This is a genomic window from Chromobacterium vaccinii (assembly GCF_001855275.1).
GTDB classification, from domain to species: Bacteria; Pseudomonadota; Gammaproteobacteria; order Burkholderiales; family Chromobacteriaceae; genus Chromobacterium; species Chromobacterium vaccinii.
Map to the genome: position 1 here is coordinate 253251 of NZ_CP017707.1, position 13030 is coordinate 266280.

Genomic DNA, 13030 nt, shown 5'->3' on the forward strand with positions numbered 1-13030 from the left:
CGCCGTTTCCTCATTTTCGCATCGTCCCGCCCATGCCGCAGGCCTGGGCGCGGCCTGCTGCGCGCCGGCCGTTCCGATTACCCGCATCCGGGAAAGCATCGTGTTGACCATTGAAACAAAACCCTCCGCCGTCGAGCGCGAGCTGCCGCTGTTCGGCTCGCAACTGGGCATCTGGCTAGCGGACCAGATCGCCGAACAAAAGAACACCTACGCCGTCGCCCACTGCGTAGAACTGGACGGCGCGATAGACGCCGAGCGGCTGCGGCAGTCCATCTGTTTGGGCCTGGCCGAGGCCGACACCGTCGTCGCCCAGTACCTGGAAACGCCGGACGGCCCGGCGCAGCTTCTGCGGCAAGGGCTGAGCGCCGAGAACCTGCCCCATCCCGAAATCCATGACCTGAGCGCCGAGGCTGATCCGGAAAGCCTGGCTCGGCGGTGGATGCGCGAAGACTTGTCCGCGGATCTGCCGGCCGACGGCGAGCGGCCGCTGTATCTGCACCGCCTGTTCAAGCTGGCTGGCGGCGCGGGCGAGCGCTGGTTCTGGTATCAGCGCTACCACCATGTCTGCGTCGACGGCTACAGCTTCGCCGCGCTGACCCGCCGCATCGCCGACCTCTACCAGGCGCTGGGCCGCGGCGAAGCGCCGCCGCCGTCGCCATTTGTTTCTTTCGCCGATGTCGCGGCCGAGCGCGAAAGCTACCTGGCCAGCCCGCGCTGCGAGGAAGACCGCGCGTTCTGGCGCGGCTACGCCGCCGCGCTGCCGTCGCCGTCTACCTTGTCCGCGCGCGACGCGCTGGCAGGCGACGGCGCGGCCAATGTCGACGTGCTGCGCCGGCGTTTTGAAATCGCTGGAGGAACGGCGGCGCCGCAGGCCATGGCGGCCGTTTTCGCCTACCTGGCCAGGATGAGCGGCAAGAGCAGGGTGGCGATGGGCGTGCCTTTCATGCGGCGCATGGGGTCGGCGGCGCTGCGGGCCGTGGGCCCGGTGGTGAATGTGTTGCCGGTGGCGCTGGATATCGACGATGGCGACGATCTGGCTACGCTCGCGCGGCGCTTGGCCGACGAATTGAAACAGGTGCGCCGCCATGAGCGCTACGACGCCGAGCAGATCCAGCGCGACAGCGGCATGGTCGGTTCCAACCGCGCCTTGTACGGCGCGACGCTGAACCTGAAGATCTACGACCAGTCGCTGCGGCTGGGCGAGGTAACGGGCGTCACGCTGCCGCTGGCTGTGGGGCCGATAGACGACATCGAATTCGGCCTCTGGCAGCAGGGCGAGGCGCTGGTGGTGGAGCTGAGCGCCAATCCGGCTCGCTATGACGCGGCGGAGTTGGAGTGGCACGCTTGGCGGCTGCGCGGCTTCATCGCCGCCCTGGCCGGCGGCGCTGCCGTCGGCGACGCGCCTTTGCATAGCGCCGCGGAGAAGGCCGCGTTGGACGAGTGGTCGCGTGGGCCGCGCGTCAGCGCGCCGGCCGGCGCGCGCACCGCGCTGGACGTGTTCCTGGCCAGCGCCGCGCGTTACGAAAATGAAACCGCGCTGGTCTGCGGCGACGAGCGGCTGAGCTACGGCCTGCTGTCGGCCCGCGTGGCGCAGCTGGCTCGCGAACTGCTCTCGCGCGGCATCGGCGACGGAAGCGTGGTCGGCGTCGCCGTGCCGCGCAGCGTCGACACCGTGGTGGCGATACTGGGCACGCTGGCGGCCGGCGCCGCCTTCCTGCCGCTGGATCTGGACTATCCGCCCGAGCGGCTGGCTCTGATGTGCGAGGACGCCGCGCCGACCTTGCTGCTGACCCGCTCCGGCGTCCGCGCCCGGCTGCCAAGCCTGCCGGCGCTGTGCCTGGACGACGATGCGGTCCGGGCGCGCTTGGCCGCCCGCGCCGCCCAGCCGCTGGACGACGCGGAACGGCTGCGTCCGCTGGACGGTGACCGGCTGGCCTATATGATCTATACCTCCGGCTCCACCGGCAAACCGAAGGGCGTGATGATCGCCCACGCCAGCTTCCTCAACCTGCTGTTGAGCCAGCAGAGCGGCCTGTTCGGCGATTTCGTCCGCGTACGCGGCCGCCGGGTGCGTACGATGCAGACCGCCTCGCTGTCCTTTGACGGCGCGCTGGAGCAGCTGTTCTGGCTCTTCATGGGCCAGGAAGTGCATCTGTGCGACGAGGAGCTGCGCCGCGACGCGCAGCAGCTGGTCGATCTGGTGCGCCGCGAGCGCATCGACGAGATGGACGTACCGCCGTCGCTGCTGCGGCAGATGCTGGATTGCGGCCTGATGGATGACGGCCATTGGCAGCCCGGCATGGTGATGGTGGGCGGCGAGGCGGTGCCGCCGGCGCTGTGGAAGGAGATGCGCGGCTACTCGCAGCTGCATTTCCATAATTTCTATGGCCCGACCGAATACACGATCTCGGCGCTGGGCGCGCCGGGTTCGATAGCAGAAGAGCCGGTGGTGGGCCGGCCGGTGGCCAATACCCGCGCGCTGGTGTTGGACGCCGCTTTGCGTCCGGTGGCGATAGGCGTGGCCGGCGAGCTGTACCTGGCCGGCGCCGGCCTGGGCCTGGGCTATCTGAATCGCCCGTCCTTGACCGCGGCCCGCTTCGTCGCCAGTCCCTTCGGCGACGGCGAGCTGATGTACCGCACCGGCGACCTGGTGCGCTGGAACGCCTGCGGCCAGATGGACTTCATCGGCCGCGTCGACCACCAGATCAAGGTGCGTGGCTTCCGCATCGAGATGGGCGAGGTCGAGCACGCGCTGGCCAGCCTGCCCGGCGTCAACGCCGCCGTGGTGCTGGCCGAGGCGGTGGGCGGCAGCCACCGGCTGATCGCCTATTGCACGATGGCCGACGCCGGCCGCCACGAGGAGGCCGGCCTGTCCGCCGCCTTGCTGGCGCAAGTGGCCGAAACGCTGCCCGACTACATGGTGCCGTCGGCGCTGGCGGTGCTGTCGGAATGGCCGGTCAACATCAACGGCAAGATAGACCGCAAGGCGCTGCCGGCGATCCGGCCGCAGAACGCCGCCGCAGGACGCGAGCCGGCCAACGACGCCGAGCGCCTGCTGTGCGCGGCGGTGGCCCGAGTGCTGAACCTGGAGCAGGCCGGCCCCGACGACGACTTCTTCCAGCTCGGCGGCGACAGCATCTCGGCGATGAGCCTGGGCACCGAACTGCGCCGCGCCGGCTTCCTGCTGCGCCCGCGCGACGTGTTCGCCAAGCGCACGCCGGGCGGCATGGCGGCGGCGCTGCAACCGCTGTCGGCTGCTAATCCGGCAGCCGACGACGCGGCCGGCCCGCTGGGCAGATTGCCCATCGTCAGCTGGTTCGCCGAGCAATACGGCATGGCCAGCCGCTTCGTCCAGGGCGTGTGGCTGAAAGCGCCGGCGGCGCTGGCCCCCGAGCACCTGGCCGCCGGCCTGCTGGCCTTGCAGCGCGCCCACCCGGCATTGCGCAGCCGCGCCGCTGACGGCCAACTGCATCTGGACGCCGCGCCGTCCGCATTGGACGCGCGGATACTGATCGAGGCCGCGCCCGACGCGACGCCGGACAGCCTGTTCGAAATCGCCTGCGCGCGGCTGGACCCGGAAAACGGCCTGATGTTGCAGGCGGCGCTGCGGAGTGGCGCCGACGGCAAGCATGTGCTGCTGGCCATTCACCACCTGGCGGTCGACGGCGTATCTTGGCGCGCGCTGCTGCCGGAGCTGCGGTCCGCCTGCGAGGCAGCGATGGCTGGAGAGGCCGTCCAGCTGCCGCGCGAGGAATTCGGCCTGCGCGAGTGGGCGAAAACGCTGGCCGGCCAGGCGCCGGCCCGCCGCGGCGAGCTGGCGATGTGGCGCGGCATGCTGGCCGGAAAGGCCGACGCATTGAGCGCCAAGGCGCTGGACCCGGCCCGCGACCGCCACGACGCGGCCCGCCACAGCCGCGCGCTGCTCGGCGAGGCCGCCAGCGCGGCTTTGCTGCAAAAGCTGCCGAACGCTTGCCGCGCGACGGTGGAGGAAATCCTGCTGGCGGCGCTGCTGCTGGCCTGCCGCGGCGAATTCGACGCGCAGCGCTTGCGCGTAGGTTTGGAGTCGCACGGCCGCCACGCCGGCGACGACGGCATCGACCTCGGCCGCACCGTGGGCTGGCTGACCGCCGAATATCCGGCGCTGTTCGACCTGTCGACCCGGGAGGCCGGCGACGCGGCCGCCCTGGAGGCGCTGCGCGCGGTCAAGCGCGTGATGCGGGCGATGCCGGACCACGGGCTGGGCTACAGCGTGCTGCGTTATCTGGACGACGAGCATGGCCCGGCGCTGGGCGCGCTGGAGGCGCAGAACCGCCCGGCGCTGCTATTCAACTACCTGGGCCGCTTCCAGGCCAGCGACGGCGAATGGACGCCGCTGGCCGCCGGCGGCCGCTTCGCCGACGCCTTCGCCGTCGACATCGATCCGGCCTTGCCGCTGCAATACGGGCTGGAGGCCAATGTCTTCGTCGACGAGTCCGGCGCCGCGCCGCGCGTGGCGGTCAACTGGACCTGGGCCGACGCGCTGTACGGCGCCGACGCCATAGAACGCCTGGGGCAGCGGATGGACAGCGCCATCGCCGCGCTGGCTCGTCTCGCCGAACGCGATCCGCTGGCCGCGGCCGACACGCTGGTGGCCGCCGAGACGCTGGGCGCCGGCGGCGCGCCGCTGTCCGACGCCGAGCTGGCGGCGCTCTGCGCCCGCCACGGCCGCTTGGCCGCCGCCTTGCCGGTGCTGCCGCTGCAGCAGGGCTTGCTGTTCCACGCCCAACTGGGCGAGGCGGCCGGCAAGTACAACTCCATCACCCGCGTTACTTTCGAAGGCCCGCTGGGCAGCGACAGGCTGCGCGCGGCGCTGGCGGCGGTATTGCGCCGCCATCCGCAGTTGGCCGCAGGTTTCGACAGCGAAGCTCAGGCCGAACCGTTGCAACTGCTGCCGCTTGTGCTGCCGGAATGGCCGTGGCGCGAGCTGGAGCTGGCCGCGTCGGCTGACGAGACCGAGGCGCTGCAGGCGTTGGAGCGTGAGGAGCTGAACCGCGACTTTACGGTCGGCGGCCCCAGCCATGGCCCGCTGCTGCAGGCCACGCTGGCGCGCCACGGCCAACTGTCCACGCTGTTCCTGACCGCGCACCATTTGGTTGTCGATGGTTGGTCCACGCCCATCATGCTGCGCGACCTGCTGGCCGCCTACGGCGATGGGCCGGACACGCTGCCGGCGATCCGCGTCGATTACCCCAGCGTGGTCCGCGCGCTGGCCGCGCGCGACCTGACGCCGGCGCGGCAGCTGTGGCTGCAGACGCTGGACGGCGTCAAGCCCACGCTGCTGTTCGGCCAGCAGACGGCCGCGCCGGAAGTGCGGGAATTCGAGCTGGTGCTGCCGCAAGCGCTGGAAGACGCGCTGACCGAGCGCTGCCGCGAACGCGGCCTCACCCTGAACACCGCGATGCAGGGCATGTGGGGCGCGCTGCTGTCGGTGCTGACCGGCCGCAACGACGTGGTGTTCGGCTCGCCGGTGTCGGGCCGCTTCAGCCCGGTGGACGGCGTGGACGAGCATATCGGCTTGTTCAGCAACACCATTCCGGTACGGGTGGTTCTGCGGCCGGACGCGCCGCTGTGGGAACAGCTGGCCGACTTGCAGGCGCGGCAGATCCGTCTGCTGGAACATGACGGGCTGGGCCTTGCTGAAATCCAGCGCCTGGCCGGCGCGGCCACGCTGTTCGACACGCTGCTGGTGGTGGAGAACTACCCGGATCAGGACATGCAGTCGCGCGACTACCACTGCGCGCGCATCGCCTCGCTGCGCAACCGCGGCCATACCCACTATCCGCTGACGGTGCTGGCGCTGCCGGGCGACCGGCTGCGCCTGCTGATCGAGTACCGCGACCTGGTCAAGGATCCGGGACAGCTGGCCGAGCGCATGCAGTCGCTGCTGGAGCATCTGGCTTATCAACCAGAGCTGCCGTGGTCGGTCTTTAATCCGCTGACCGGCGCCGAGCGCGAGCTGATCGAGCGGGTCAACGCCACCGCCGCAGTCATTCCTGAAACCACGCTGTCGTCGCTGCTGGCGGCCCAGGCGGCCAGGACGCCGGACGCGCCGGCGCTGCTGGACGAGGCGCATGCGCTCAGCTACGCCGAAACCCGCGCCCAGGTAGCGTATCTGGCCGGAAGGCTGCGCGCGGCCGGCGTCAAGCCGGGCGACATCGTCGCGGTGGCCTTGCCGCGCTCGGTGCACCTGAGCCTGGCGCTGATGGCGGCGCAGGAGGCCGGCGCCGCCTATCTGCCGCTGGACACCGGCTACCCGGACGAGCGGCTGGCCTATATGGTGGCCGACGCCAAGCCGGCGCTGATCGTCACTTGCGCCGAGCTGGCGCCGCGCTTCGCCGCCATGGGCGAGCTGCTGCTGCAGGACGCGCTGGCGGCCGATCCGCAGGCCTTCGACGCGCCGGCGCTGACGCCGGACCACGCAGCCTATCTGCTGTACACCTCCGGCTCCACCGGGCGGCCCAAGGGCGTGCTGGTTTCGCACCGCGCCATCGTCAACCGCCTGCTGTGGATGCAGCACGAGTACCGCTTGGGCGCGGACGACGTGGTGCTGCAGAAAACGCCTTGCAGCTTCGACGTGTCGGTATGGGAATTCTTCTGGCCGCTGATCGTCGGCGCGCGGCTGTTCATGGCGCCGCCGGACGCGCACCGCGACCCGGAGGCGCTGCTGGAGCTGATCGCCGCGCGCGGCGTCACCACCTTGCACTTTGTTCCGTCGATGCTGGCGGCGCTGCTGGCCCATATGCAGGGCGACGCGGCGGCGCGTTCGGCCCAGGCGGCCGGCCTGCGCCGCGTTTTCTGCAGCGGCGAGGCGCTGTCGCGCGAGCTGGCCGACGGCTACGCCGGCCTGATGGACGCGCCGCTGCACAATCTGTACGGCCCGACCGAGGCGGCGGTGGACGTCAGCTACCAGCCGGCGGCCAAGCCGGCGCCGGAATCGGCCAGCGTGCCCATCGGCCTGCCGGTGTGGAACACCGCGCTGCGAATACTGGACGCCGCGCTGCGGCCGGTGCCGGTCGGCGCGCCGGGCGAGCTCTATCTGTGCGGCGCGCAGCTGGCCCACGGCTACCTGGGCCGGCCGGATCTGACCGCGGCCCGCTTCGTCGCCGATCCGTACGCCGACGGCGAGCGAATGTACCGCACCGGCGACATCGCGCGCTGGCTGCCGGACGGCGCGGTCGAGTATCTGGGCCGCAGCGACGACCAGCTGAAGATACGCGGCCAGCGCATCGAGCTGGGCGAGATCGAGGCGGCGCTGCTGGCGCTGCCGGGCGTCGCCCGCGCTGTGGTCCATGCCCGCGCGCTGGGCGGCCAGGCGGCCCATTCCGCCGGCGCCGACAACCGCCAGTTGGTCGGCTATGTGATCGCGTCCGATCCGGACAACCCGCCCGAGGCCGACGCGCTGCGCGCGACGCTGGCCAAGATCCTGCCGGCGCATATGGTGCCGGTGGCCGTGATGCGCCTTGCGGACTTCCCGCTCAGTGCCAACGGCAAGCTGGACCGCAAAGCGCTGCCGGAGCCGTCTTCGACGGCGGCGGCCGAGGGCCGCGAGCCGCGTCCGGGTCTGGAGAGCCGCATCGCCGCGCTGTTCGCCGAGATATTGGAATGCGACGTGGTGCGCGCCGACGACGACTTCTTCGCGCTGGGCGGCCACTCGCTGCTGGCGATGCGGCTGGTGGCGACGCTGCGCCGCGAGCTGAAGCTGCCGGTGTCGGTGGGCCAGATCATGAGCTCGCCGACGGTGGCCAAGCTGGCGGCGGTGCTGTCCGACAGCGGCCTCATGTCCGACCCGGCGCTGGCCGGCTTCGGCGAGGTGTTGCCGCTGCGCGCCGGCAAGGGGCGGCCGCTGTTCTGCATCCACCCGGCTTCCGGCTTTGCCTGGCAGTACAGCGGCCTGTCGCGCCATCTGCGCCCCGGCCTCGCGCTGGTGGGTCTGCAGTCGCCGCGCCCGGACGGCGCCATCGCGCGCTGCGCCGACATGGATGAGGTGTGCGAGCGCCATCTGGCCAATCTGCGCCGCATCCAGCCGCAAGGGCCGTACCATTTGATCGGCTATTCGCTGGGCGGCACGGTGGCGCAGGCGCTGGCGGCCAGGCTGCGAGCCGAGGGCGAGGAGGTGGCCTTCCTGGGGCTGCTCGACACCTATCCGCCGGAGGGCCAGGACTGGAGCGGCCCGACCGAGGACGAGGCCAAGGCCGAAGTGGCGCGCGAGCAGCAGCAGTTCATGTCCGCCACCGAGGACGCCGCCGACGCCTTCATGCTGCGGGAGAAGACCGAGATGTTCGGCCACATCGTCGCCAACTACCAGGATGCGGTGCGGCTGCTGTCGCAGGCGCGCACGCCGCGCTACGACGGCGCGGCCACGCTGTTCGTCGCCCGCCGCACCCTGCCCGAGGGCATGGACGTGCGCGCAACGTGGGGGTCGCACCTGGGCGGCCTGACCGTGCACGAGCTGGACTGCGCGCACGAGGATATCGTGTCGCCGCAGTCGCTGGAGACGCTGGGCCCGATGCTGGACGGCATCCTGAAGGAGGTGAACAGCCTGGGGTGATGGATTCCGGCCAATGAAAATGGCCCCTCACGGGGCCATTTTTCATGGTGGGACGGCAAGCCAAGCTCAGCGCGGAATCACCATCGGCGTATGGCTGACCGGGTCCTCGATGATCAGGCAGGGCAGGCCGAACACCTGCTCGATCAGCTCGGCGCTGACGATGCGCGACGGCGTGCCCTCGGCGACGATGCGGCCGTCCTTCATCGCTATCAAGTGGGTGGCGTAGCGGCAGGCGTGGTTGATGTCGTGCAGCACCGCCACCAGGGTGCGGCCGCCGTCGCGGTTCAGCCGGCGGAACAGCTCCAAGAGTTCGATCTGGTGGGCGATGTCCAGATAGGTGGTGGGCTCGTCCAGCAGCAGCAGCGGCGTTTGTTGGGCCAGGGCCATCGCCACCCAGGCGCGCTGGCGCTGGCCGCCGGACAGCTCGTCCACCAGCCGGTCGGCCAGCTCGGCGGTGCCGGTGGCTTTCAGCGCTTCATTGACCGCGCTTTCGTCTTCGCGGCTCCATTGCCGCAGCAGGCCCTGGTGCGGGTAGCGGCCGCGCGCCACCAGATCGGCCACGGTGATGCCGTCCGGCGCGACGGCGCTTTGCGGCAGCAGGCCCAGCTGGCGCGCCACCGCCTTGGCCGGCTGGCTGTGGATGTCGCGGCCGTCCAGCCTCACTTGGCCGTCCAGCGGTTTCAGCAGGCGGCTAAGGCTGCGCAGCAGAGTCGATTTGCCGCAGCCGTTGGGGCCGATGACGACGGTGAAGGAGCCATCGGGAATGCGCAGGTTCAGCTGCTCGCAGATCGTCCGTTGGCGGTAGCCCAGGCGCAGGCCGTCGCCGGACAGCCTGGGCAGGCCGGACGCGGGCAGGGCGGGATCGATGGCGGCGGGGCTGAGCTTCAGGGACAGGGTGGTCACGATTTCGTGCCTCCGGTTTGGCGCAGCAGCAGCCACAGCAGGTAAAGGCCGCCGATGCAGATGGTGACGACGCCAACCGGCAGCTGGCGCGGATAGAACAGGTGTTGGGCGGCGTAGTCGGCCGCCAGCAGCAGCAGCGCGCCGGTCCAGGCGGCGGTGAGCGGGCTGGTGGCGCGCGCGCGCTGCAGGCGCTGGGCGATTTGCGGCGCGGCCAGCGCGATGAAGGAAATCGGCCCTGCGGCGGCGGTGGCGGAGGCGATCAGCGCCACGCCCAGGCCCATCAGCATCAGCCGGGTGCGCTCGGCCGGCACGCCCAGCGCGCTGGCGCAATCGTCGCCCATTTCCAGCAGCCGCATCCGCGGCTTCAGCGCCATCGCCGCCAGCATGGCCAACAGGCAGAACAGCGCCGACGGCAGGCCTTTGCTCCAGGTGATGCCGTTCAGCGTGCCGGCGCCCCAGATGGCCGCGCTCATCGCCGACTCCAGGCTGGCGTTGATCAGCAGCCAGCTGTTGAGCGCGCTCAGCATGGCGCTGACGGCGATGCCGACGATGATCAGCCGGAGTCCGTGCGCGCCGCGCTTCCAGGCCAGCAGGTAGACCAGCGCGGCGGAGGCGAGGCCGCCGGCCAGCGCGCCGCCGGCGATCTGGAAATGGCTGCCGCCGATGGTGGTGATCACCAGCAGCGCGCCGGTGTAGGCGCCGGTGTTGAATCCCACCACGTCCGGGCTGCCCAAGGGATTGCGCAGCAGCGATTGGAAAATCGCGCCGCTCATGCCCAGCGCCGCGCCGATCGCCAGCGCCATCGCCACCCGCGGCAGCCGCCATTGCTGCACCACGGCCACGTTCAGCCGGCTGCCCTGGCCTTGCAACGCCGCCCACACTTGCTCGACGCTCAGATGCAGGGCGCCTGCGCGCAAGCTCAGCAGCGCCAGCGCGGCGCAGGCCGCCATCAGCAGCAGCGCCGGCCATAGCCGGCCCGGCTTGATGCGAAGATTGAAGCGGCCATCTGGATCGCCCAGCCGCAGATGCGCCGTTTTCATGCCTTGCCTCCCGATCCGCCGTGGCTGCGCGCCAGCCAGATCAGCGCCGGCGCGCCGATGAAGGCGGTGACGATGGACACGCGCAGCTCGCCCGGCGTCAGCAAGCGGCCGGCGATATCGGACGACAGCAGCAGTATCGGCGCCAGCAGCGCGGTGAAGGGCAGGTTCCAGCGAAGGTCGGCGCCGCCCAGCCGGCGCGCGACATGGGGAATCATCAGGCCGACGAAGCCTATCGGCCCGGCGACGGCGGTGCTGGCACCGGACAGCAGGGTGACGGCGGCCACGGCGCCGCCCTGGATCAGCAGCGGCCGGCCGCCCAGGCTGACCGCCAGATCGTTGCCCAGGCCCATCGCGTTCAGCGGACGGGCCAACAGCAGCGCCAGCACGCCGCCGGCCAGGATGGCGGGCGCGGCCAGGCCGACGGCGGCCATGTCGCGCACGTCCAGCGTGCCGGCGTTCCAGTAGCGCAGACGGTTGAAGGCGATGGGGTCGAGCAGGGTGATGGCGGCGGACAGGCCCATCAGCACCGCGCCGACCGCTACGCCGGCCAGCACGATGCGCAGCGGATCGGCGCGGCGGCCGCGCGCGCCCACGGCGTAGACCAGCAGCGTCGCGCACAGCGCGCCCACCGCCGCGCAGGCCATGTAGCCGCCCTGGCTGTCCACTGTAAGGAAGGCGACGCCCAGCACCATCGCGAAGCTGGCGCCGGCGTTGACGCCGAGTATGCCGGGGTCGGCCAGCGGATTGCGGGTCAGCGCCTGGATCAGCGCGCCGGACAAGCCCAGCGCCGCGCCGGCCAGCAGGCCCAGCAGCGTGCGCGGCAGCCGCCCCTGCAATACGACCACGCTGTCCGGCCCGGCGGCGCGGCCAAGCAGGCTGTCCCAGACGGTGGCGAGCGGAATCGGCTTGGCGCCCAGCGCCAGGCTCAGCACGGATACGACGGCCAGCAGCGTCAGGCAGGCGAGCAAGAGCGTCATCCGTTGGCGCGTGGCCGCATGAGGGCGAGTAGGCATGATTAAATGAAAATGATTCCTAATACGAATCTGCAATGTTACCATGCAAACTCCATGAAGAAACCACGCCGCGGCGTGACGCCGTCAATTTTTTCCGCGCGCGGCCACTGAGCCGCGCTTCTCGAACCACTGCGTTGATAACATGAAAAAATCGCCCATCTTCGTCGATTTCAGCCTGCTCAGGCTCAATCCTCATTTCCGCTCCATTTTCATCGCCCGGATGATTTCGGTGTTCGCCTTCGGCATCCTGATGGTGGCGGTGCCGGTGCAGATCCATCAACTCACCGGTTCCACGCTGCAGGTGGGCGCGGCGATGGCGCTGGACGGCATCGGCATGTTCGCCGGCCTGATGTGCGGCGGCGTGCTGGCCGACCGCATGGACCGCCGTCGCTTGATCCTGCTGGGCCGGACTTCTTGCGGCCTGGGCTTTCTGGCGCTGGCCTTGAACGGCTTCATGACCAACCCGTCGGTGACGGCGCTGTATGTGGTGTCCACCTGGGACGGTTTCTTCAGCGGCATCGGCATCACCTCGCTGATGGCGTCGATTCCGGTCATCGTCGGTCGCGAGAATCTGCCCGCCGCCGGCGCGCTGAGCATGCTGACCGTGCGCTTCGGCGCGGTGCTGTCGCCGCTCCTGGGCGGCTTGATCATCACCGCCGCAGGCGTCAATTGGAACTACCTGCTCGCCGGCATCGGCACGCTGGCCACGCTGATTCCGCTGACCCGCCTGCCGTCGCTGAAGCCGCAAAACGCCGAACCGTCGCACCCGCTGCGGTCCTTGATGGAAGGCTTTGAATTCCTGTGGCAGAACAAGGTGGTCGGCGCGGTGGTGGCGGTGGGCACGCTGCAGACGTTGCTGAGCGCGGTGCGGGTGCTGTACCCGTCGCTGGCCGAGGATGGCTACGGCGGCGGCGCGTTCGAAGTGGGCCTGATGTATTCGGCGGTGCCGCTGGGCGCGATGCTGGGCGCCTTCACCAGTGGCTGGGTGGGCGGGTTGAGCCGTCCCGGCGCGATGATGCTGGCCTGCGTGACCGCCTCGTCGCTGGCCATCGCCTCCTTGGGCGCTTTCACCCACCTGGCTTATGGCCTGGCGGCGCTGGTGGTGCTGGGTTATCTGGGCTCCATCGCCTCGTTGCTGCAGTTCACGCTGGTGCAGGGCCAGACGCCGGACCACCTTCTGGGCCGCGTCAACAGCCTGTGGAACGCCCAGGACGTGGTGGGCGACAGCCTGGGCGCGCTGGGTCTGGGCGCGCTGGCGCGGGCCTTGGCGCCGCTGATGGCGGTGGCCTGGTTCGGCGCGGGCGCGGCCGCGGCGGGTTTGCTGATGTGCGTGGGCTTTGGTTCCTTGCGCCGCCTTTCCGGCGGCAAGCCGGAGCAGGCCGAAGGCGAACCGGCGGAGCAGGCGGCGGGGTCTTGAGCTTCGCGCGTCGAACCATGAAAAAAGCGGACTTCGGTCCGCTTTTTTATTGTCGCCGCTCGGGCGGTTT

General features: G+C 70.6%; 5 protein-coding genes. 2 read left to right on the forward strand and 3 right to left on the reverse strand.

All coding sequences use genetic code 11. The features are described 5' to 3' along the window. Positions 1-100: 100 nt before the first annotated feature. Positions 101-8587 (forward strand): non-ribosomal peptide synthetase, encoded by an 8487-nt coding sequence (locus tag BKX93_RS01150; RefSeq protein WP_244887215.1) that lies wholly within the window; start codon positions 101-103, stop codon positions 8585-8587. A gap of 66 nt (positions 8588-8653) precedes the next feature. Here the strand turns inward: BKX93_RS01150 and BKX93_RS01155 are convergent, their stop codons facing one another. The 3 genes from BKX93_RS01155 to fepD are packed head-to-tail and all read right to left on the reverse strand — an operon-like array spanning position 8654 to position 11507. Beyond that, positions 8654-9490, reverse strand: a complete 837-nt coding sequence (locus BKX93_RS01155) for an ABC transporter ATP-binding protein (protein ID WP_083340377.1) — start codon at positions 9488-9490, stop codon at positions 8654-8656. Next, the gene (fepG, locus tag BKX93_RS01160; RefSeq protein WP_070978241.1) at positions 9487-10530 is read right to left on the reverse strand and encodes an iron-enterobactin ABC transporter permease; all 1044 of its coding nucleotides are present in this window, start codon (positions 10528-10530) and stop codon (positions 9487-9489) included. Before fepG ends, BKX93_RS01155 begins: the two co-directional genes overlap by 4 nt. Further along, positions 10527-11507, reverse strand: a complete 981-nt coding sequence (fepD, locus tag BKX93_RS01165; protein ID WP_244887216.1) for a Fe(3+)-siderophore ABC transporter permease — start codon at positions 11505-11507, stop codon at positions 10527-10529. The genes fepG and fepD overlap by 4 nt, the downstream gene beginning before the upstream one ends. 178 nt (positions 11508-11685) lie before the next feature. Here fepD and entS point away from each other — a divergent pair, with 178 nt between their 5' ends. Next, positions 11686-12960 (forward strand): enterobactin transporter EntS, encoded by a 1275-nt coding sequence (entS, locus tag BKX93_RS01170; RefSeq protein ID WP_021478464.1) that lies wholly within the window; start codon positions 11686-11688, stop codon positions 12958-12960. Positions 12961-13030: the final 70 nt, after the last annotated feature.

What these genes read in the sequence shown, in the direction of transcription:
- fepG (WP_070978241.1), bottom strand. Translation starts at nt 10,530, where the DNA reads ATGAAAACGGCGCATCTGCGGCTGGGCGATCCAGATGGCCGCTTCAAT.
- fepD (WP_244887216.1), bottom strand. Translation starts at nt 11,507, where the DNA reads ATGACGCTCTTGCTCGCCTGCCTGACGCTGCTGGCCGTCGTATCCGTG.
- entS (WP_021478464.1), top strand. Translation starts at nt 11,686, where the DNA reads ATGAAAAAATCGCCCATCTTCGTCGATTTCAGCCTGCTCAGGCTCAAT.